The sequence below is a fragment of the Streptomyces sp. NBC_00631 genome (genome assembly GCF_045206895.1).
Lineage (GTDB): Bacteria > Actinomycetota > Actinomycetes > Streptomycetales > Streptomycetaceae > Streptomyces.
Window position 1 is genome coordinate 5,855,418 of the sequence record NZ_CP107734.1, and the last position, 19,152, is coordinate 5,874,569.

The window sequence follows — 19,152 nt, forward strand, 5'->3', positions numbered from 1 at the left end:
GCACCTGCACGAGCGGGTGGAGCAGCCGGCCAGGAGAGCGACGCCCACCGCCTGACGGCCGCCCCCCCGCTGCCGCGGCGGGGCCGGGGACTACGGGTGTCCGGCGCGCAGCAGGAGCACGGCGAGGTCGTCGGTGTGGCCGCCGGCCGGCCAGGCCTGGTGGACGAGGCTGTCGACGAGGTGCTCCAGGTCGTCGGCGTCGGCGTGCGCGAGGTGCTCGGTGAGGGCGGCGGTGGCGCCGCCGACGTCGGTCCCGGGGCGTTCGACGAGGCCGTCGGTGTAGAGGGCGAGGACGGCACCCGCGGGGAGCGCGCCGCGGGTGACGGGGTAGCGGGCGCAGGCGTCGACGCCGAGCGGCGGGCCGGGGTCGAGGTGGAGGGGGTGGGCCAGGCCGGGTGCCGGACGCAGCAGCGGCGGCACGTGGCCCGCGCCGGCCAGGGTCAGCTCCCGGCGGGCCAGGTCGAGGTGGACGTAGAGGCAGGTCACCAGGAGGTCCGGGGCGAGGTCGGTGAGCAGCCGGTTGGTGCGGGCGATGACCTGGTCCGGGGCGGCTCCGGCGGTGGCGTGCGCGTGGATGGCGGTGCGGACCTGGCCCATCAGGGCGGCCGCGGCCATGCTGTGGCCCTCCACGTCGCCGATGACGGCGGCCACGCAGGTGTCGTCCAGGCGCAGCAGGTCGTAGAAGTCGCCGCCGACGTCGATGCCGTGCCCGGCCGGCAGGTAGCGGACGGCGATGTCGAGACCGGGCACGGTGGGGAGGCTGCGCGGCAGGAGCGCCTGCTGGAGCTGGTGGACGAGGTGGTGCTGGGTGTCGTAGAGGTGGGCCCGGTCCAGGGCCTGGGCGAGCAGACCGGCCAGCGGGGTGAGGACGGCGCGTTCGTCGGCGGTGAAGGTGTGGGGCTGTTCGTAGGAGAGGACGCAGCAGCCCACCGGGCGTCCCGAGATGACCAGGGGCAGGAAGGCCCACGCCTGCTTCCCGCTGAGCCGCGGTGCCCGGGGGTAGCTGTGGGCCAGCTCGGCCGGGCTGCCGAAGAAGGCGGGGACCCCGCTCGCGAGGACCTGCCCGGCCGGGGTGAGGCCGGTGCCGAGGGGGAGGGCGTCGAGGTGCTCGACGACGTCGGCGGGATAGCCGTGCTGGCCGGCGATCCGCAGGCGGCCCGCCTCGGCGATGCTCAGCACGAGTCCCTGGGCGCCGAACGCGGGCAGGACCTGGTCCGCCATGAGCGCGACGAGGTCCTGGGTGGTCACCGTCTCCGTGAGCGCGGCGGCCAGGTGGACCAGCTGGTAGAGGCGTCCGGGCGCGGTCGGCGCCGGCTCCACGCGCCCGCTCGCCGCGGCCGCCGTCTCCTCGCCGGGGGTGATGCGCACGCTGATGCCGCTGGCGTCGGGGTGGAGGTGGAAGGTCAGCCACTGGTCCGGCGGGCGCTGCGCGCTGAAGGACACCGGCGCCCGGGAGATGACCGCCAGCCGGTACCGCTCCTCGTACCTGAGGTCGTCCAGCCACGGCAGCGACTGCCAGGGCCGCGTCCCCAGCATCCGGTCGGCGTCCCGGCCGAGCAGCCGCGCGGCCGTCGTGGACATGAACGTGACCCTGCCCTCCAGGTCCAGGGCCAGGGCGCCCTCCGGGAGCCGGTCCAGGTAGTCGACGGCGGCCAGCGCGGTCTGGGCGGGGTGGCGCCGGGAGTCCGCGGGGATGATGCGCGGCCGGTCGGGGAGGGCGGGCGGCACCGGTGAGTCGTCCAGCAGCCGGGCCAGCCGGCGGACGCTCGCGCTGATGTGGTGGCGTTCGCGGGTGGCGGCCCGGGGCGCATGATCGGCGGGCCACATCAGCACCACCCCGCCCCAGCGGCGGCGCACCCCGCGCAGCGGGGCCGCGGCGAGCGCGAAGGGATACGGCAGGACGGTCGCCGCCCGTGGATAGCGGCGCGCCATCTCGTCCTGCGAGCCGATCCAGACCAGGCGGTCCTCCTCGATCGCGTCGGCCACCGGGACGGGGGCGGACAGCGGCATCCGCTGCCAGGGCGCGGTGAAGCCGAGGGGCAGGCCGCACACCGCCACCAGACGCAGCAGCGCGGCCGGCTCGTCGATGAGATACACGCCGCCCATCGCCGCCCCCGTCCCGCGCACCATGTCGGCCAGCGCCACCCCCAGGGCATCGTCGACCGAGAGGCCGCCCCTGGGCCGGGGCCGGGCACGGAGCCGCATGACGTTCGTCCTCCGGTCGTGTGCGAGGGGCGGCAGACGCCACCCGGAGCCCGTCCCGGGCCCGCTACGCGGCGTATACCACTCATTCCCGACAATATGCGCATACGTTCTTATGGCAACAGTGGCGCGGGGCACCACTCCCCGGCTTGTCGGTTTCATGCCAAGCTGGGTGGGCCGTGAGAGGCAGGGGGAGCGGATGTGAGCGCAGGGCGCCGGAGAGCGGTTCTACTCCTCGCGACACTGGCGACGTTCGGCACGGCGCTGGCCGGGTCGTACGCGCTGACGGGCCTGTGGACGGCCCAGGACTCCGCCGACCGGTGGGCGATCGCCATCGCCTTCGCCGTCGCGGCGTCCGGGGCGGTGGACAAGGCGGTGTCACCGTGGGCCGACCAGGCCGTCCCGCCCGGAGAGCCGCCGGGCGCCCTGGCCGGGGGCCCGGCGCGAGCCCCGTCCGGCCCCGCACCGTCCGGGGACCCCTCCGCAAGCCCGGCCGGGGATCCGGCGGGAGCCCCTTCCGGCCCCCCACCGGCCGGGGACCTGTCCGGCAGTCCGGGTGGGGAACCCCAGGCCGGGGACCTGTCCGGCAGTCCGGGTGGGGAACCCCAGGCCGGGGACCCGTCCGGCAGTCCGGGTGGAGCCCCTTCCGGTCGTACGCCGGAGCCGTCCGGTCCCAGGCGTCGGGTACTGGCCCGGGACCGGGTCACCACCGCCGTGGTGGCGGTGGCCCTCACGGCCACGGCGAGCGGGATCGTCTACGGGGCTGTGGCACCGGACAAGGGCCACGCCGACACGGCTTCCTCGGTCTCGAAGGGCTACACGCGGGTGTACGCCGACCGGAGGCTGTTCCTGAAGGACTACCACTACTACTTCGACCTGCGCGCAGGTCGGTCCAGCCGCTCGGAGACCGAGTGGAGCATCAGCACCAACGCCGGCGGCGACGGCGACGGCGCCTTCGAGATCCCGCCGCTCACCGACGCCTACGTCGTGCCCGGCAAGGCGGCACCGTCCGCGGCGCAGTGCGCAGCCAAGGCCGTCCACCACCCCGCCGAGGACCGCCTGCACTTCCGCGACTCCCCGCCCGGCCGGGCCTTCTGCCTGCGCGACACGGTCAACGGCGACATCGCGGTGGTCAAGGTCCTCGACGTCGACACCGGCAACTACTCGACGACGGACACGGTCACCTACTACCGCCACGACGGTCGAGCCCTCGCAGACCACCCGGACTAGGATCCGGCCCATGGCCCTGACCGTGAGCGACGTCGACCGGTTCGAGGCGGCCCGGCCGCGCCTGGCGGCCATCGCCTACCGTCTCCTCGGTTCCGCGAGCGAGGCCGAGGACGCCGTGCAGGAGACGTATCTGCGCTGGCAGGCCGCCGACACCGGCCGCGTCGAGGTCCCCGAGGCCTGGCTGACGAAGGTGCTCACCAACCTCTGCCTCAACCAGCTCACCTCGGCCCGTGCCCGACGCGAGACCTACGTCGGCCAGTGGCTGCCCGAACCGCTGCTCGCCGGCGACCCGATGCTCGGCCCCGCCGACACCGCGGAACGGCGGGAGTCGGTGTCGTACGCGGTCCTGGTCCTGCTGGAACGCCTCACCCCGGCCGAACGCGCGGTGTACGTGCTGCGGGAGGCCTTCGACTACCCGCACCGCGAGATCGCCCGGATCCTCGGCCTCACCGAGGCCGCCAGCCAGCAGATCCTGCACCGGGCCAGGAAGCACGTCGCGGACGGCCGGGCCCGCACCGAGGTCGACGAGGCCGCCGCCCGGCAGATCATCGAGGAGTTCCTCGCGGCCGCCACCAGCGGCCGGACCGAGCCACTCGTCCGGCTGCTCACCGAGGACGCCGTCGCGGTCGGCGACGGCGGCGGGAAGGTCCCGGCCGCCGCCAGGGCGTTCGAGGGTGCCCTCGCGGTCGCGAAGTTCATGCGGGGCCTGTTCAAACAGGGCCCCGCCCAGCGCGCCCTGGCCGGCGGCACCGTCGAGCTGTACCTCACCACAGCCAACGGCGGCCCCGCCCTGGTGGCGGTCGTCGACGGCCGGGTCTTCGGCGTGATGTGCCTGGAGATCACCGCCGACGGCATCGCCGCGTTCCGCAACCAGCTCAACCCCGACAAGCTGGAGCGCGCGACCGCACGGTGGGCGGCGACCGGCCACGGCGATCCCCTGCTCCGCCTCTTCTGACCCCGTCCGCATCCCGGTGTGAGCCACATCCCGGTGTGAGCCACAGTCCGGCGTGAGCCACAGTCCGATGTGACCCGCTTCACACCGCTCCCCTGTCAGGAAACGGCGGGCCGCCCGGTTCAGGGGGCGAACCGCTGAAGAGCTGGATGACAGGAGCACGGACATGCAGCACCGCATCGTCGTCCTCGGCGCCGGATACGCCGGAGCCGTCGCCGCCGGCCGCCTCGCCCGGCGGCTGCGCCGCGAGGACGTCGCCCTCACCCTCGTCAACGCCGAACCCGACTTCGTCGAGCGCGTCCGGATGCATCAGCTCGCGACCGGCCAGGAGCTCAGGCCCCGGCCCTTCGCCGAGATGTTCGCGGGAACCGGCGTGGAGCTGAGGCTCGCGAGGGTCACCGCCGTGGACGTCGACCGGAAGACGGTCACCACCACCGCGGTGGACGGCGCCGGCACCGGCGACGACGCCGTACCGGAACTGGAGTACGACACCCTCGTGTACGCCCTCGGCAGCGACTGGCACGACCAGGGCGTCCCCGGTGCCGCCGAGCACGCCGACCAGATCGCGAGCCGGCCCGGAGCGCTCCGGCTGCGCGAGCGCCTCGCCGCTCTGGCGGCCGGAGCGCCCGTGGTCGTGGTCGGCGGCGGACTCACCGGCCTGGAGGCCGTGACCGAGATCGCCGAGGCCCGCCCGGACCTCGACGTCGCCCTCGCCGCCCGTGGCGCCCTCGGCGACCGGCTCTCACCGAAGGGCCGCCGGCACCTGCGGAAGGTCCTCGACGGGCTCGGCGTCACCGTGCACGAGCACACCGCCGTCACCGCCGTGGCGCCCGGCCATGTCACCACGGCCGAGGGCGCGGCCCTCCCCGCCGAAGTCACCGTGTGGACCACCGGCTTCGCCACCCACCCCATCGCACGGGCCACCGCCCTGGAGGTCACCGGCGCCGGCCGGATCGTCGTCGACCGGACCATGCGCTCGGTCTCGCACCCGGACGTGTACGCCATCGGCGACGCGGCCTCGGCGACCGGCGCGGGCGGCAAACCGCTCCGTATGTCCTGCGCCTCGGGCCTCCCGATGGCCTGGCAGGCCGCCGACGCCGTCGCGGCCCGCCTGACCGGCGGGAAACTCCCCAACACACCGCTGCGCTACGTCAACCAGTGCGTGTCGCTGGGCCGCCGGGAGGGCCTGATCCAGTACGTCACGGCCGACGACCGCGCCGTACGGGCGGCCCTGACGGGCCGGACCGCCGCCCGCTACAAGGAACTGATCTGCAGGGGCGCGGCCTGGGCCGTCGCCCACCCGATGCTCGGCCTCCCGGCCCGGCGCCGCCGCGTCGTACCGGAACCAGCCCGTGCGGAGGCGCCCCTGACGGCCACGACCCCGGCCTGACCACGCGCGCGGGGGAGCCTGTCAGCCCTTCGGCCCCGCCGACTGCACCACCTCGAAGGACCACAGCGTCGACCCGCAAGCCGCGGGCTTCGGCCACGCCTGCTCACCAAGGAACGCTACTTCGCCAGGCTCCAGGAACTCACTGCTCAAGAACGGCGGTTGACGCGAGACCGAAACCGGTGGATCAAGCAGCAGTCTGCCGCGCACGGAAAGCCGGTCGACCTACGCGCGGAGTGGGAGGGGCTCACCCTGGCGGAACAGCGGGCGTACGTGGAGCAGACGCTCACAGCGGTACTGGTCAGCCCGGCAGCCGGTCGCCGTAAGCCAGTCCGGACGAGGTTGACCCCGCTCTTCCGGACGGAGGACGACGCCTGGTTAGGCCGCCAGTACGTAATGATCCCGCAAAGATCATTGACGGCAGGCCGCGGTCACTGTGCCATCGAGGCGATGAGGAGGAGATGTTGAACACCACTATGCGCCACGGCGCGGTTCTCGCCGCCACCGCCGGCGTCCTCAGCGCGCTCGCCGCCCACGGTGCCGCGGCTGCCGTTCGGCCCAAGGACGCCGCCACCGGGTACAACTGCCGGTACGGAGCGGTATCGGTCTCGGACGCGGCCGGATCGGTTGTACCCACCGCACGGAAGCCCGGCGTGCCGCTCTACGCCACGCTCCGGCTCCACAACACCGAGAACACAGCGCTCACCAAGGCCTCGTATGTCTTCGCCATCGGCAACCTCATGAAGAACCGGGGTCCCGCGCCGCATGTTCGGTGGCGCGTCGGCAAGGGCGCTTGGCACGCGATGGCGCTGCACTGGAACAGCAAGACCAACGGCACGCTGCCCCTGTGGAACTCCCAGGCTCTGGCCGTGGGCACGATCCCCTCGCGCGGCACCGTCACCACGGAGATCTCCGTGACCTTCCCCAAGAAGTCCATCAAGGCTGTCGACTACGACTTCCTCGACGTGCACAGCGGTGCTTGCGGCAACACCCGCCTGGACTGGTACACCGGCAACGGCTTCTCCTACTGGCCGTGGAAGGGGACCCCGGGCAAGCCCGCCTAGATGATCAATTCCAAGGTGTGCCTGCGGAGGGTGTGGGGGTGGGCGGTCAGGCGTCGGGGTCGACTTCGGGGTGAGTGAACCGCACGGGCTTGCCCAGCGACCGGGCGTAGGCGATTTCGGCTCGGGTGCTGTCTCCGATGTAGTCGCCGACTATGAGCACCTCATCAGCGAGCCGGATCTTCGCCCGGTGCAGATCGTCGAGTCGAACCTTCAGCGCCTCAGCCTCGACAGGATCGGACCAGAGTTCGTGCGGCGACTTCATGTCGCAACCCGGTTTGACGACAATCTTTCCGGTTTCGGCCTCCCGCAGATCGGCCTCGGTCACCTCGGTCATGAAGCGGGTGGAGCCGCATGCCTGGAATCGAGGTCCTGCCGAGCGGCCGCCGACGGCGTGGACACGATGGAACGACTACGACGGCGCTCCGGTTCGCTTTACAAGCCGTGGTTCCGCGTCGGCCACCACGTGATAATCGACAAGGGCCTCTAGCCCCTTGGCCTGCAACTCTTCGGGGATTGTGACTTCGTGTAGCGACTCGCCACTTCCTGACTTCACCTCGATCGTTTTTGGCGAATACTTGTTTTCCGGATTGACTTTCGCGGCGGCTTTGATGTGGCCGTTCTTGTCGGCGACGACAATCAGTCTGGTCATATCGCTCGAACCTCTCATTCAAAAAATACGACGGTGTTGATCCTGAATGGCGTAGGAATCTGAGGATCGGCGACTTGAACGGTCACCCAGTGCGTAATCTTGTCGTGTTCGCGAAATTCGCCTCCGCCAACGACTCCGTCGGTCTCGATCCCGTGCGCGATTGTCCACAGGGACTGCTTACCTGACTGCGGCCTAGTTGGGAACGCCTCGGAAAAAAAGGCAGTCCCCTCCGCACCACCCATACCAAAAGCGAAGGCGCGAGGTTCTCCTGGAGCCAAGAAAAGCTCCTCAGATCCAAGCTTTTCCATCGTCAACGCCATTACACCCTCCAGCGATGATGTTCGAAGGCCGAAGCGTTTCCGGCAATCTCCTTTTCCAGGAAATTGCTATAGAGGAAATGCCGTATTGCGCAGGTTGAATAATTGCGCGTTTTCAGTATGCCGCAGGGATAGATCGATGTAACGGCGCGCTCAATAAAGCCACCCGCATAGCGTATCTGCAGTGTCAGCGCTCTTCTCGCCTTGCGTAAACCGCCCAGCCGCCTCTATCCGTTCTCCTCTGTGTAGCGGTAGGCCGTAGCCGTCAATGTCCCCACGCGCAGCCCGGCTATGCAAGCAGGACGCACTGGGAGTTGTGGTACATCCATGAAAGCGTTGACTCCAGCGGTTCAGGCACCGCAGCTCAACTTGAGGGACCGGCACCGGCGGGCATGCCCTCAATACGTGGAGTCCGGCCGTATTCTGCGGCTGTTCAGGCCCGACACGACTGGGCCCCTTCCCTTGGCGAGGAAGAGGCCCTGCTGCATGCGCTCCATCCTCGACCGAGGACAGGCTCAGACCCACTCACATCTCTGAGGCGATCCGCAGGGCGCCTCCAGAGCTTGGCCGCGGCGTATGAGGGGAGCCGACAGATGGCGCAGTCGGAGAACTCATGGTCTATGTCAACGTGCACCCGGTCGGTGATGAAGGCTGGGTGGCCTCTGGTCTAGGCGTTCTTTGGTTCGGCCTGCTGAACCACCTCGAAGGACCACAGGGTCGAACCCGACGCTGCTGGCTTCGGCTTCTCGCCGCCTTCCTCGCCGCCGCCCTGGTGCGCCGCCTTCATGGGCCCCTCCATCCACGCCTGGAACGACTCCTCGTCGCGCCACCGCGTGTAGACGAGGTAGCTGTCAGTTCCTTCGACCGGACGGAGAAGTTCGAACCACTCGAACCCGTCGGAGCTCTCCACGGCATGGGCGCGATGGGCGAACCGCTTCTCCAGCGTCTCCCGCTGCTCCGCCGGCACTTCCAGTACGTTGATCTTGACTACGCTCATGCTCCCATCCTGCCGGAGGCGTGATCAGAAGCGCGTGAGCGACTAGTGCTACATCAGCCCACCCGTTGCGGCCGCAGCAGCTCGAACCACTCGAGCCCGTCCGAGTTCTCCACCGCATGCGGCCAGCACGTTGATCTTGACTACGCTCATGGGCCCCTCCTGCATCAGCGGCGACCGAACTCCCCGTAAGTCACAGCCGCCCCGGAGAATTCACCGAACTCATGCACAACCCTTACTCCTTGGCGCGGGTCTCCTGATCGCTGGACATCACTGACTCCGGCCGTCCGCCGGGTGCGGGCGGCCCCCGCATGCCGCAGGAGACGACCCGCATGCACACGTTCCCGCGCCTCGCCCTCGCGACGGCCACCGCTGCCGCTCTGACGGGCGGTCTGCTCACCTTCTCCGCCGCCTCGGCGTCGGCCGCGGACTCCGTCAAGGTCGCCCGCGCCGACTTCAACGGCGACGGCATCGGCGACATCGCCACCTCGGCCACCACCGCCTACGTCAACGGGCACAAGGGCGCCGGCCAGGTCATCGCCCTCTACGGCTCCGCCACCGGTGTCACCACCGCCAAGCGCACCACCCTCAGCCAGAACAGCGCCGGTGTCCCCGGCACCGCCGAGGCGGGTGACCACTTCGGCGAGACCCTGGCGTACGCCGACTTCAACGCCGACGGTTACGACGACCTCGCCGTCGGCTCGCCGTCGGAGAAGGTCGGCACCGACACCGACGGCGGTACCGTCACCCTCCTGTGGGGCTCCAAGAGCGGCCTCACCGGCAAGGGCGTCGACATCAAGGACCCGTCGCCGAGCAGCCACGACTACTGGGGGCTGCAGCTCGCTGCCGGCGACTTCGACGGCGACGGCAAGGCGGACCTCGCCGTCGGCAGCTCCGCCGCCACCCTGTGGGTCTTCAAGGGCGGCTTCTCCACCAGCGGCACGCCCGGCGGCCGGTACACCGTCAAGCCGCCGATCCAGCCGGGCACCGGCTCCTACCCCTACGGCCCGATGAAGCTCACCGCCGGTGACGTCAACGGCGACGGCCGTACCGACCTCGTCGTCGACGGGTACGAGACGAAGACCAGCGACCACTGGAACACCAACTACTGGCTGCCGGGCAGCTCCAAGGGCCTGACCGTCACCGGCGCCAAGACGCTGAAGAGCGGCATCGTCACCGGCGTCGGCGACATCAACGGCGACGGCTACGGCGACATCGTCAGCGGCGCCGCCTGGGACGCCAGCAGCGGCGGGACCGTCTTCCCGGACTCCGCCAACGGGGGCAGGGTGGCCATCACCTACGGCAGCGCCTCCGGCCCGGCCAAGGCCACCATGTTCAACCAGAACAGCAGCAACGTCCCCGGCACCTCCGAGAAGGGCGACGGTTTCGGCTGGGAGATCGACCTCGGTGACGTCAACGGCGACGGCTACGCCGACCTGGTCGTCTCCGCCCCGAACGAGGACATCGGCAGCAACACCAACACCGGCCAGGTGGCCGTCCTCTACGGCTCGAAGACCGGGATCAACCTCGCCTCCGGCGCCCAGTCCTTCGCACAGAGCACGGCCGGCGTCCCCGGCGACGACGAGAAGAACGACCTGTTCGGCGCCGACGTCAAGCTCGACGACGTCAACGGCGACGGCAAGGCCGACCTGATCGTCGGCTCGTACGAGAACGGTGGCGACGGCGCGGTCACCTACCTGCCGTCCAACGGCTCGAAGATCACCACGACCGGTTCCCGGGCCCTCGCCGCGAGCAAGCTGGGCGTGTCCACGACCGGCGAGCCGCAGCTCGGCGCGATCTTCGCCGAGTGACCCACAGGCCCGGACGGGCCAGGACAGGTCGGGACACCTCATTCCTCCGTGTGCCCGACCTGTCCGACCTGCTTGACCTGCCTGACGTGCCTTGACGTTCCTTGTCGCCGATCCCAGGAGCTCCCTCCCCGTGAACGCACATCACCGCCGCCGCCTCGCCCTCGCGACAGCCACCGCCGCCGCGCTGACCGGCGGTCTGCTGACCCTCTCGGCCCCCGTCGCGTCCGCCGCCACGGCCCGTGCCTACAAGGCCGACTTCAACCACGACGGCTACGGCGACGTCGCCTTCGCCGCCCCCTACGCCAAGGTCGGCGGCAAGAGCATGGCCGGGTACGTCGCCGTGGTCTACGGCAGCGCCTCCGGACTCAACACCGCAAAGCGCACGATCGTCAGCCAGAACACCGCGGGCGTCCCCGGCACCGCCGAGACCGAGGACTTCTTCGGCGACGCGCTCGCCGTGGCCGACTTCAACAAGGACGGCTACACCGACCTCGCCGTCGGCACCCCCGGCGAGGACAGCGGCACGGACACCGACGGCGGTTCGGTCACGATCCTGTGGGGTTCGGCGAGCGGCCTGAAGAACGGCACGACGGTCAAGGACCCCTCGGCGGCCAAGCACGAGGCCTGGGGCTCGGTGCTGGCCGCCGGTGACTTCAACGGCGACGGCAAGGCCGACCTGGCGTCCGGCACGGCCGCGTCGTACGCCTACATCGTCAAGGGCGGCTTCACCAAGTCCGGCACCACCGGCGGCACCCAGAAGGTCCCCACGCCGGAGAAGGCGGAGTTCGGCATCGACGCGCTCGCCGCGGGCGACACCAACGGCGACAAGAAGGCCGACCTCGTCCTCACCTACCGCACCGCGCTCACCTCGGACCCCTCGGGCAGCTGGTCCAAGGGCGCCGCCTACCTCGGCGCGTCCACGGGCGTGGTCACGACCCAGCCGCGCCCGCTGAACGGCGGTACCTCCCTCGCCCTGGGCGACATCGACGGCGACGGCTACGACGAGATCGCCATCGGCAACGTCTTCTCGAAGGACGACGACCACACCGGCACCCTCGGCGGCCAGGTCGTCGTCATCCGCGGCAGCAGGGGCGGCCCGGTCAACGGCGACGCCCCCATGGCCGAGCTCACCCAGTCCGCCACGGGCGTCCCCGGCACCGACAAGGCCGGCGACGGCTTCGGCGGCGCCGTCTCCATCGGGGACACCAACGGCGACGGCTACGGCGACCTCGCCATCGGCGTCGTCTTCAAGGACATCGGCGCGGCCGAGGACACCGGCCTCGTCGTGCTGATGAACGGCTCCGGCGACGGCGTCTCCCGTACCGGCGCCCGTACGATCTCCCAGAACACCGCAGGTGTCCCCGGCACCGCCGAGTCCATGGACTACTTCGGCTCGGACCTGGTGCTCTCGGACGTCAACAAGGACGGCAAGGCGGACCTGACCGTCGCGGCCGGCTTCGAGGACGAGGGGGTCGGCGCGGTCACCGCCCTGCGCGGCAGCGCCTCCGGCATCACCACCACGGGTGCCAAGTCCTTCGGCCCGGGCACGTTCGGACTCTCCCGCACGTACGGCGCGTTCGGCACGGGCCTGACCGGCTGACACACCCTCATCCGGCGTCACGCCACCTCACCACTTCACGGGGGACATCCATGCCAAAGCGGACCACCCTGCTCCTCGCCGCACTCCTCACCGCGGGCCTCGTCCCGCTCGCCACCCCCGCCTCGGCCGCCCCCGCCCGCTACGCGGACGACTTCAACGGCGACGGCTACCACGACCTCGCCACCGCCGCCCCGGGCGCCACGGTCGGCGGCAGGGCGGACGCCGGCGCGGTGGTCGTCAATTACGGCTCCAGGTCCGGGATCAGGGCGTCGAACCGTACGGTCGTCACCCAGAACTCGGCGGGCGTCCCCGGCACCGCCGAGAAGGACGACGAGTTCGGCTCGGCGCTCGCCTTCGGCGACCTGAACCGGGACGGGTACGCCGACCTGGTCGTCGGCTCCGAGGGCGAGGACGGCGAGGCCGGGTCGGTGACGATCCTCTGGGGGAGCAAGAAGGGCCTGTCCGGGGGCCGTATCGCCTCCGACCCGGCCCGCTCCTCCCACCACCGGTTCGGCATGTCCCTGGCCGTCGGAGACTTCACCGCGGACGGCCGGGCCGACCTGGCCGTCGGCAGCACCGGCGCCGACGTGCAGATCTTCCGGGGCGGATTCACCAAGACCGCCGGGGCCGCGTCCCGGACCTGGGTGGTGCCCTCCCTGGCCACCGGTGACAGCTACGGCTCCCGGTCCCTGGCCGCCGGCGACATCAACGGCAACGGGGTCGACGACCTGGTGATCAGCGGCAGGTTCCGGACGGGGAGCGGCGAGTACGTCGACGGCAACCTGGTGTACCTGGGCGCGGACTCCCGGCCGAAGGCTCTGCGGATGCTGGTGGACGGCGGCAAGCAGCGGGCGGTCCTCGGTGACGTCAACGGGGACGGCTACGACGACATCGTCACGTCCGACGTCCTCGTCTACGGCGACACGGTCGGGCCCGGCGAGGTCCTCGCCTACCTGGGCGGCGCCCACGGCGTGAGCCCCACCCCGCAGGCGGCCCTCACCCAGGACAGCCCCGGCGTCCCCGGCGCCACCCGGGCGCCGGGCACCTCCTCGTTCGGCGCCGCGCTCTCCGTCGGCGACGTCGACGGCGACGGCTACGCGGACGTGGCGGTCGGCACGCCCTACGAAGGGGTCACCTCGGCCCGGCAGACCGGCACCGTCACGCTGCTGCGCGGCTCCGCGGCCGGCCTGACGGGCGCGGGCGCGACCCGCTGGACCCAGAACACGCCCGGGGTACCGGACACGAACGAGGACAACGACTTCTGGGGCACCGCCGTCCACCTGGCCGACCTCGACGGCGACGACAAGGCCGACCTGGCGGTCGGCGCACGGCACGAGAACGGCGGGCGGGGTGCCGTGTGGGCCCTGCGCGGCTCCTCCTCGGGCCTGACGACGACGGGCGCGGTGAGCTTCACCGCGGCGCAGGCGGGCCTGCCGGGCACCTGGTCGCAGCTGGGCTTCCTGTTCGCGCAGTGAGCCGCACCGAGCGGCCCTGAGTCGCCCCCTAGGGGATGTCACAGCTCTGCCGCAATGGCGGGCTCGGGTGCCCGAGCCCGCCACACGGATCTCCGGGACCGGGTACGTTCGATGACGTGGCTGGATTCAGGAACGGACGCGGCGGCCGGTACGACCGTGCCCCGCAAGCGCGACCGCAACAACCCGCGTACGGGCAGCAGGCACCGCCGCAGAGCTTCGGCGGGCAGCCGGCGGGACCGTCGTACGGGTACCCGTCGGCCCCGCAGCCGTACCCGCAGCGCGGCGGCGGGTCCGGCTGGCCGCAGGCGCAGGCGCGCGGCGGCCAGCCGGGACAGGGCGGCGGCGACGGCCCGGAGTACTTCGGCGACGACCACGGCTACGGCGGGGGATCCGGCTCAGGCGGCCCCGATCCGTACGCGGCGAACCAGCCGGGCCACACCCAGGCCTTCTCGGTGGACGAGGCCGGCGCCTACACGCAGGGCGCCACCTACCACGCCGGCTCGGCGGCGCCGTCCGGCCCGATCGGCCCGCGCCTGCACTGGAAGGACCTGCTGAAGGGGATCGTCCTCGCCCCGAACCGGACGTTCCTCCAGATGCGGGACTACGCGATGTGGGGCCCCGCCCTCATCGTGACGTTCCTCTACGGCCTGCTCGCCGTCTTCGGCTTCGACGGCGCCCGCGCGGACGCCATAAACGCCACCCTCAGCAACGCGGTCCCGATCGTCCTGGTGACCGCGATCGCGATGGTGCTCGCCGCCTTCGTCCTGGGCGTGGTGACCCACACCCTGGCCCGCCAGCTCGGCGGCGACGGCGCCTGGCAGCCGACGGTCGGCCTCTCCATGCTGATCATGTCGATCACCGACGCCCCCCGTCTCCTGTTCGCCATGTTCTTCGGCGGCAACGCGGGCTTCGTCCAGCTCCTCGGCTGGGCCACCTGGGTCGCGGCGGGTATCCTCCTCACCCTGATGGTCGGCAAGTCCCACGACCTGCCCTGGCCGAAGGCCCTGGGCGCCTCGGCGATCCAGCTGATCGCCCTGCTGTCGATCGTGAAGCTCGGCACGTTCTGACACCGACCGCACACGAGAAGGGCCCCGGCTGCCACGCCGGGGCCCTTCTCGTCTTCTCGGATGCGGGGGCATCCTCAGGCGTCGAGAACCTGCCCGGGCTTCTTCACCACGGGCGTCAGGACGCTCCACGGGAAGTTGATCCAGTCGTCCGTCCGCTTCCACACGTACTCGCACTTCACGAGTGACTGGGACTTCTCGTAGATCACGGCGGACCGGACCTCGGCCACGTGGTCGAGGCAGAAGTCGCGGACGAGCTTCAACGTCTTGCCGGTGTCGGCGACGTCGTCGGTGACGAGGACCTTCTTGTCGCTGAAGTCGATGACGTTGGGGACGGGCGCGAGCATCACCGGCATCTCCAGCGTGGTCCCCACCCCGGTGTAGAAGGCCACGTTGACCAGGTGCACGTTCTTGCAGTCGAGGGCATAGGCCAGCCCGCCGGCGACGAACACCCCGCCGCGGGCGATGGAGAGCACTATGTCCGGCTCGTACCCGTCGTCGGCGATGCTCTGGGCGAGCTCGCGGACGGCGACGCCGAACTGCTCGTAGCTGAGATTCTCCCGGACGTCGCTACCGCTGCTCATGCCTGATCCCTCACACCTGGGTCCGATGGAAATTGAGGTAGGAGCGGGAGGCGGTGGGCCCGCGCTGCCCCTGGTAGCGGGAGCCGTAGCGCTCACTGCCGTAGGAGTGCTCGGCGGGGGAGGAGAGCCGGAACATGCAGAGCTGCCCGATCTTCATGCCCGGCCACAGCTTGATGGGGAGGGTCGCGAGATTCGACAGCTCAAGGGTCACGTGACCGCTGAACCCGGGATCGATGAACCCGGCGGTGGAGTGCGTGACCAGCCCGAGCCGCCCCAGCGAGGACTTCCCCTCCAGCCGCGAGGCGAGATCGTCGGGCAGCGTGATGACCTCGTACGTCGAGGCGAGGACGAACTCACCGGGGTGGAGGATGAAGGGCTCGTCGCCCTCGGGCTCCACGAGCCGGGTGAGGTCCGGTTGCTCGACGGAGGGGTCGATGTGCGGGTACCGGTGGTTCTCGAACACCCGGAAGAGGCGGTCCAGCCGGACGTCGATACTCGACGGCTGCACCATGAATTCGTCGTATGGATCGATCCGTACCCGCCCGGCGTCGATCTCGGCCCGGATGTCCTTGTCTGAGAGAAGCACGCCCCGAGGATACGCAAGGCGCGCGGACCGACGAAAACCATGACGAGTCCACGCGCCCAGCTGGTGCCGTTCTCTGCTGCTGCTCTCTACCGCTGTTCTCTACTGTTGCTTCTCCAGAGCGACCGGCACGACGCTGCGCAGCCGGGCGCACTTGGGACACCGGACGAGCCGACCGGGGCCGAGCCGCTCGGCCTGCTGCATCGGGAACGAAGCGGTGCTGAACACGTGCCCTTCGGCACAGCGGACGACGGTGCGTTCCATCAAGTCCCTTAAGTCCCTTCCCCAGGAGCCGCGTCGGGCTTACTGCCGTGACGACGGAAAGCCACATTACGGGATCAAAGGGACGGCTCTCCAGGCGGCACTCCGACCTCGCCCGGACCCTCTCCCACACCTCCACGGTACGCCCCAACTCCCGCCGCCCGCACCCGGATCCCACTCCCCGGCCCACCCCGGAAACGCACGCGAACCCCACGGTCCGAGCACCGGGGGTCCGTCATGAGGTACAGTGAGCGAGCGTTCGGACACCGACTCCGTCGGCGTCTTACGCGGGTGTAGTTTAATGGTAGAACATCAGCTTCCCAAGCTGAGAGCGCGAGTTCGATTCTCGTCACCCGCTCCAGAGTGAAACCCCAGGTCAACGGCCTGGGGTTTGTTTGTTGTCTAGTCCAATTCGGGGGCTCCGTGCCCTCCGCGTGCCCTAAGTCGCCCCCAGGTGGGCGCGACGGCGGCCCCAAGTCGCCACTCTGGCAACACTGACGCCGAGTCATCTCGAATGGCGAGACGCATTTTCTGTGCCCTGCGTCACTGTATTGCGGGGTGCGTGTGAAGTCGCCATAGCAAATGGCGAGTTCGCGGCCAAGGGGCGGCCGGACTGTGGACGGGGCTCGTTGGGCTTCGCTCACCGGAAGTGCTCACCCGACGGGATGCAGTGCTGCGGGCTCCGGCCGGGTCGCTGCCCTGGAGTCGCAGCGATCTTCCCGAAGGGCTTCGCCATCGGGATTCCATGGGCCTGGTGGTGGAGTGGGGAACTGGTCAGGATGCGGCCGTTGAACTCGGGAGACGCGAGGCCGGCGGTCCTGCGGATCGGCTGGCGGGTCAGGCTCCACGCGGCCGGGGCGCCGCTCGCTCACCGAGGCTTCCGGCTGCACTTCACCGCTCGGCTGCTGTCGTGGACGGGCTCGGCGGTCGCTCCCCTTGCTCTCGGTGATGGTGTGGTCGAACCTCGCCTGCGCGCTCGCCGAGGCGCTGGCCGTCGTATTGCTGGTGTCCGGTGCGGCCCAGGTGTGGCAGCTGCCACTGATGGCCGGGGTGTGCGGGCCGCGGGCGGGTTCTTCGCCCCGGCGGCCGACGGTGCCGTCGCCGAGGTCGTATCCGCCGGGCAACGGCACACCGCCAACGCACTGCTGAAGTTCGGGCAGAACACGGGGAAGGCGGCGAGCCCGGCATTGGGCGGTGTGCTGGACGCGGCGGCTGGCCGGCGTGGGCGATCGGCTGGGACGCGGTCACCTTCGTTGCGTCGGCGCTCTTGTTCGCGCGGGCCGGGACACTGCCCCGTCCCGCGCGGCCCCGGACGCGCTTGGCCGTCGACGACCTACGCCAGGGCTGGTACGAGGTGCGCTGTCGACGGTGGCTGGGTGTGCTGGTGTGCCAGGCCGCGTTGACCGGGCCCGCAGGGCTGCCGGCTACCAGTTGCTCGGCCCGCTGTACGGGCAGCGTTTCCTCGGTGGGGCAGGGCTCTGGAGGCCGGCACGGTAGAGGTCGACGGCCGCGGTGGCCACGCCCAGGTCGTGGCTGCCGAGGCCGATCGCCGCCGAGCAGGGCCGCTGTTCGTGCCCCATCTGGTGGAAGTTCCAGATCAGCGTCGCGTCGCGGAACTGCTCGTCGGTGCTCTGGCGCTGCTCGTGCTCCGGCACTGGCACTCCCTGGCTCATCCCTGCTGGCCCTTTCGGATGCCCTCGATGCTGCGCAGCTGGTGGCTCAGCCCGTACTGGCGTGCCATCTGTGCCGCCTGGTCGAGGACGGACAGCCCATCATTCCGGGTCGCCGCGTCCGACAGAAGGATGTGCCCTTACGCGGTGTCCAACCCGCACCCGCTGCATGGGGGAGTCGACCGTGCCGGTGGTGCGTGCGATGTCGATGCAGTGCAGGGCTTGCGTCAGGTTGCCGGCGCCGCGATGGGCCAGGGCCAGTTCCTGGTGGGCGACCGACCAGTCCTCCGGTTCGCCGAGTTCCTCGAACTCGCGGGTGGCGGCTGTCATGACCGTGGTGGCGTAGGCGTTGTTGCCCTCCTTGCTCAGGGCCGTCCCGATCCACAGGCGTGCCCGGGCCCGGTCACGCCTGCTGAGGCGCTCGTCTGCGGCGAGCTGCTCGTACCAGCGGGCGGACGCGTCGAGCCGGCCCGACATCTCCTGTACGACGGCGAGGGACAGCTCGATCTGGGCCAGTCGGCGCGGGATGTCGAGTTCGGAGAACATGGCGCGCGCGGTCAGGTAGGACTGGCGTGCGGACAGCGGACCGAGGATCGCTCCTTGGTCACGCTGCACATCACCGAGCAGCACGAGGGAACGCCCGTACAGGTAGAGGCCCGTGTCGTCGAGGTCGCGCGGGTCGTGACTGCCCAGCCAGCGGTTCAGCAGGGTCGAGGCGAACGGGAAGTCCTGGCGGCTGACGCAGACCACGGCGCGCTCTATGTCCTCGGTCCAGGTCTCGTAGTCCGCCGGCCGCGCGGCCCTCCGCCCGGGGAACAGCAGCGCTTCGAAGCGAGCATGGGCGGCGGCGTCCCCGCGGGACAGCGCGGTGTCGAGAATGGCCTGCGTATCCGGTCGGGGCTCTGGGTCTCCGTGCCGAGGCTTTCCCACTTGGCCACGGTGCGCAGCGCGACACCGAGGTGCTCGGCGAAGGCACGGGTGCTCATGCGCCGGGCGGCGCGCAAGGCGCTTGCCTCCCGGCCTGTCCACTGCTGCACGCTGACCACGGACGACCTCCCTCTGTCACGTACGGAAGCACTCTCAGTGATGGCCTGGGGCGCGAAGTGCTGGGGCCGTGTCAGTGCCGACGCCGACGTGTTCCGCCGCGGATCGTCGCCGGGCCTCGCACCGTACGTACAAGGTCATGCCACGCGCGGACGATGGACCCAACATCCAACAGGAGTCCCCGGATCTGCCGAAGCAACAAGCGAGCAGCACCCAGCCCCAAGACAGCAGCGCATCGTACCTGCGACCGGATCCTGCACGACCT

Annotated in this window: 16 protein-coding genes, 1 tRNA gene and 4 pseudogenes; 10 read left to right on the plus strand and 11 right to left on the minus strand. The window is 70.7% G+C overall.

From position 1 onward, the window contains the following. Positions 1–90 precede the first annotated feature (90 nt). The gene (locus OHB00_RS26870) at positions 91–2,205 is read right to left on the minus strand and encodes a SpoIIE family protein phosphatase (protein ID WP_406438281.1); all 2,115 of its coding nucleotides are present in this window, start codon (positions 2,203–2,205) and stop codon (positions 91–93) included. A 198-nt stretch (positions 2,206–2,403) separates the two neighbouring features. Between OHB00_RS26870 and OHB00_RS26875 the strand changes: the two genes are divergently transcribed. From OHB00_RS26875 to OHB00_RS26885, 3 genes are all read left to right on the plus strand, one after another. Continuing rightward, the gene (locus tag OHB00_RS26875) at positions 2,404–3,432 is read left to right on the plus strand and encodes a hypothetical protein (RefSeq protein WP_406438283.1); all 1,029 of its coding nucleotides are present in this window, start codon (positions 2,404–2,406) and stop codon (positions 3,430–3,432) included. A gap of 10 nt (positions 3,433–3,442) precedes the next feature. After that, positions 3,443–4,387 (plus strand): RNA polymerase sigma-70 factor, encoded by a 945-nt coding sequence (locus tag OHB00_RS26880; protein WP_406438285.1) that lies wholly within the window; start codon positions 3,443–3,445, stop codon positions 4,385–4,387. Between the two features lie 163 nt (positions 4,388–4,550). Further along, positions 4,551–5,774 carry an NAD(P)/FAD-dependent oxidoreductase gene (locus OHB00_RS26885; protein ID WP_406438287.1) on the plus strand — a complete coding sequence of 408 codons (1,224 nt, stop codon included), beginning with the start codon at positions 4,551–4,553 and terminating at the stop codon, positions 5,772–5,774. 21 nt (positions 5,775–5,795) lie between these two features. Here the strand turns inward: OHB00_RS26885 and OHB00_RS26890 are convergent. Continuing rightward, positions 5,796–5,867: pseudogene (locus OHB00_RS26890) on the minus strand (antibiotic biosynthesis monooxygenase); the annotation flags it as partial. Positions 5,868–6,232: 365 nt separating this feature from the next. On the opposite strand from OHB00_RS26890, the gene OHB00_RS26895 reads away from it, so the two are divergent. After that, positions 6,233–6,835 carry a hypothetical protein gene (locus OHB00_RS26895; RefSeq protein ID WP_406438289.1) on the plus strand — a complete coding sequence of 201 codons (603 nt, stop codon included), beginning with the start codon at positions 6,233–6,235 and terminating at the stop codon, positions 6,833–6,835. A 46-nt stretch (positions 6,836–6,881) separates the two neighbouring features. On the opposite strand, the pseudogene OHB00_RS26900 reads toward OHB00_RS26895, so the two are convergent. The 4 genes and pseudogenes from OHB00_RS26900 to OHB00_RS26915 form a co-directional block, all read right to left on the minus strand. Further along, positions 6,882–7,187: pseudogene (locus tag OHB00_RS26900) on the minus strand (hypothetical protein); the annotation flags it as partial. Positions 7,188–7,244: 57 nt separating this feature from the next. Beyond that, complete coding sequence (locus tag OHB00_RS26905) at positions 7,245–7,484, minus strand: hypothetical protein (RefSeq protein ID WP_406438291.1); 240 nt, start codon at positions 7,482–7,484, stop codon at positions 7,245–7,247. A gap of 14 nt (positions 7,485–7,498) precedes the next feature. After that, on the minus strand, positions 7,499–7,804 hold the full coding sequence (locus OHB00_RS26910; RefSeq protein WP_406438293.1) for a hypothetical protein: 306 nt from the start codon (positions 7,802–7,804) through the stop codon (positions 7,499–7,501). Between the two features lie 664 nt (positions 7,805–8,468). Continuing rightward, positions 8,469–8,798, minus strand: coding sequence for an antibiotic biosynthesis monooxygenase family protein (locus OHB00_RS26915; protein WP_406438295.1), 330 nt, complete (start codon positions 8,796–8,798; stop codon positions 8,469–8,471). A gap of 329 nt (positions 8,799–9,127) precedes the next feature. Here OHB00_RS26915 and OHB00_RS26920 point away from each other — a divergent pair, with 329 nt between their 5' ends. From OHB00_RS26920 to OHB00_RS26935, 4 genes are all read left to right on the plus strand, one after another. Further along, positions 9,128–10,606 carry an FG-GAP and VCBS repeat-containing protein gene (locus tag OHB00_RS26920; RefSeq protein WP_406438297.1) on the plus strand — a complete coding sequence of 493 codons (1,479 nt, stop codon included), beginning with the start codon at positions 9,128–9,130 and terminating at the stop codon, positions 10,604–10,606. 130 nt (positions 10,607–10,736) lie between these two features. After that, positions 10,737–12,206, plus strand: coding sequence for an FG-GAP-like repeat-containing protein (locus OHB00_RS26925; protein WP_406438299.1), 1,470 nt, complete (start codon positions 10,737–10,739; stop codon positions 12,204–12,206). Positions 12,207–12,256: 50 nt separating this feature from the next. Further along, the gene (locus tag OHB00_RS26930; protein WP_406438301.1) at positions 12,257–13,681 is read left to right on the plus strand and encodes an FG-GAP-like repeat-containing protein; all 1,425 of its coding nucleotides are present in this window, start codon (positions 12,257–12,259) and stop codon (positions 13,679–13,681) included. A 35-nt stretch (positions 13,682–13,716) separates the two neighbouring features. After that, entirely contained in the window at positions 13,717–14,748 is a 1,032-nt protein-coding gene (locus tag OHB00_RS26935) for a YIP1 family protein (RefSeq protein WP_406438303.1), read from the plus strand. Between the two features lie 74 nt (positions 14,749–14,822). Here the strand turns inward: OHB00_RS26935 and OHB00_RS26940 are convergent, their stop codons facing one another. From OHB00_RS26940 to OHB00_RS26950, 3 genes are all read right to left on the minus strand, one after another. After that, on the minus strand, positions 14,823–15,329 hold the full coding sequence (locus OHB00_RS26940; RefSeq protein ID WP_406438305.1) for a phosphoribosyltransferase: 507 nt from the start codon (positions 15,327–15,329) through the stop codon (positions 14,823–14,825). A 10-nt stretch (positions 15,330–15,339) separates the two neighbouring features. Beyond that, positions 15,340–15,915, minus strand: coding sequence for a dCTP deaminase (gene dcd, locus OHB00_RS26945; protein ID WP_406438306.1), 576 nt, complete (start codon positions 15,913–15,915; stop codon positions 15,340–15,342). A gap of 99 nt (positions 15,916–16,014) precedes the next feature. Next, on the minus strand, positions 16,015–16,176 hold the full coding sequence (locus tag OHB00_RS26950) for a hypothetical protein (RefSeq protein WP_177233016.1): 162 nt from the start codon (positions 16,174–16,176) through the stop codon (positions 16,015–16,017). Between the two features lie 284 nt (positions 16,177–16,460). On the opposite strand from OHB00_RS26950, the gene OHB00_RS26955 reads away from it, so the two are divergent. Beyond that, positions 16,461–16,534, plus strand: a tRNA-Gly gene (locus OHB00_RS26955). Between the two features lie 587 nt (positions 16,535–17,121). Continuing rightward, on the plus strand, positions 17,122–17,322 hold the full coding sequence (locus OHB00_RS26960) for a hypothetical protein (protein WP_406438308.1): 201 nt from the start codon (positions 17,122–17,124) through the stop codon (positions 17,320–17,322). Between the two features lie 332 nt (positions 17,323–17,654). Here the strand turns inward: OHB00_RS26960 and OHB00_RS26965 are convergent. Then, positions 17,655–17,846, minus strand: a pseudogene (locus OHB00_RS26965) (YdcF family protein); the annotation flags it as partial. Then, positions 17,843–18,889, minus strand: a pseudogene (locus OHB00_RS26970) (helix-turn-helix domain-containing protein). The pseudogenes OHB00_RS26965 and OHB00_RS26970, both read right to left, overlap by 4 nt. Between the last annotated feature and the right edge of the window lie 263 nt (positions 18,890–19,152).

Bases quoted from the DNA above. Each gene is read 5' to 3' on its own strand.
- OHB00_RS26910 (WP_406438293.1), bottom strand. From the start codon at position 7,804: ATGGCGTTGACGATGGAAAAGCTTGGATCTGAGGAGCTTTTCTTGGCT.
- OHB00_RS26960 (WP_406438308.1), top strand. From the start codon at position 17,122: ATGGTGTGGTCGAACCTCGCCTGCGCGCTCGCCGAGGCGCTGGCCGTC.
- OHB00_RS26930 (WP_406438301.1), top strand. From the start codon at position 12,257: ATGCCAAAGCGGACCACCCTGCTCCTCGCCGCACTCCTCACCGCGGGC.
- OHB00_RS26885 (WP_406438287.1), top strand. From the start codon at position 4,551: ATGCAGCACCGCATCGTCGTCCTCGGCGCCGGATACGCCGGAGCCGTC.
- OHB00_RS26935 (WP_406438303.1), top strand. From the start codon at position 13,717: ATGTCACAGCTCTGCCGCAATGGCGGGCTCGGGTGCCCGAGCCCGCCA.
- OHB00_RS26940 (WP_406438305.1), bottom strand. From the start codon at position 15,329: ATGAGCAGCGGTAGCGACGTCCGGGAGAATCTCAGCTACGAGCAGTTC.
- OHB00_RS26880 (WP_406438285.1), top strand. From the start codon at position 3,443: ATGGCCCTGACCGTGAGCGACGTCGACCGGTTCGAGGCGGCCCGGCCG.
- OHB00_RS26915 (WP_406438295.1), bottom strand. From the start codon at position 8,798: ATGAGCGTAGTCAAGATCAACGTACTGGAAGTGCCGGCGGAGCAGCGG.
- OHB00_RS26895 (WP_406438289.1), top strand. From the start codon at position 6,233: ATGTTGAACACCACTATGCGCCACGGCGCGGTTCTCGCCGCCACCGCC.
- OHB00_RS26950 (WP_177233016.1), bottom strand. From the start codon at position 16,176: ATGGAACGCACCGTCGTCCGCTGTGCCGAAGGGCACGTGTTCAGCACC.
- OHB00_RS26870 (WP_406438281.1), bottom strand. From the start codon at position 2,205: ATGCGGCTCCGTGCCCGGCCCCGGCCCAGGGGCGGCCTCTCGGTCGAC.
- OHB00_RS26920 (WP_406438297.1), top strand. From the start codon at position 9,128: ATGCACACGTTCCCGCGCCTCGCCCTCGCGACGGCCACCGCTGCCGCT.
- OHB00_RS26905 (WP_406438291.1), bottom strand. From the start codon at position 7,484: ATGACCAGACTGATTGTCGTCGCCGACAAGAACGGCCACATCAAAGCC.